The organism is Rhodococcus sp. T2V (genome assembly GCF_029269925.1).
Classification (GTDB): Bacteria; Actinomycetota; Actinomycetes; order Mycobacteriales; family Mycobacteriaceae; genus Rhodococcus_F; species Rhodococcus_F koreensis.
On the sequence record NZ_JARJBD010000389.1, the window covers coordinates 1 to 498 of the forward strand.

A 498-nucleotide genomic window follows, 5' to 3' on the forward strand; every position below is an offset into this window, starting at 1 on the left:
GCTTTTCCCGCCAGTGCATGATCGTTTCGGCGTCGTCGTCGAACCAGTTGCGGCGCTCGTTCGGTGACCACACCCCGACCTTGTTCAACCAGCCCGCCAGATTCGTCGTCGACGACACGTCGGGGCTGACCGTCACCACCCGCTTCGCCGCGTCTGGGGCCTGACGCGACAGATCCAGCAACGCCCGGCCCAACGCGGCCTGGGTGGTGGACGTCCCGGATGGGGTGCGCCCGATGTCGGCGGGGACGGCGGGCGGTGTGGCGAGTTCGACCTTCTTGCGCGTCAACGTCGCCGCGGTGCCTGCGCACACCCGGCCCGCCGAGCTGTCCGGGGCGAACCGCACCCACGGATCGTTCGGATCCATCCCCAGTTCGGCCGCGAGTTGTTCGTACTGCTCGACCGTCAGCAACGACGAATGATTCTGCGGGTGCCCCTGAGTCGGCAGGCCGCGGCCCTTGATGGTGTAGGCGATGATCACCGTCGGCCGGGTGTCGTCGA

General features: G+C 68.3%; 1 pseudogene. It reads right to left on the minus strand.

Annotated features, from left to right (window positions below):
- A pseudogene (locus P3H15_RS54510) lies at window positions 1-498 on the minus strand (pyruvate dehydrogenase); the annotation flags it as partial.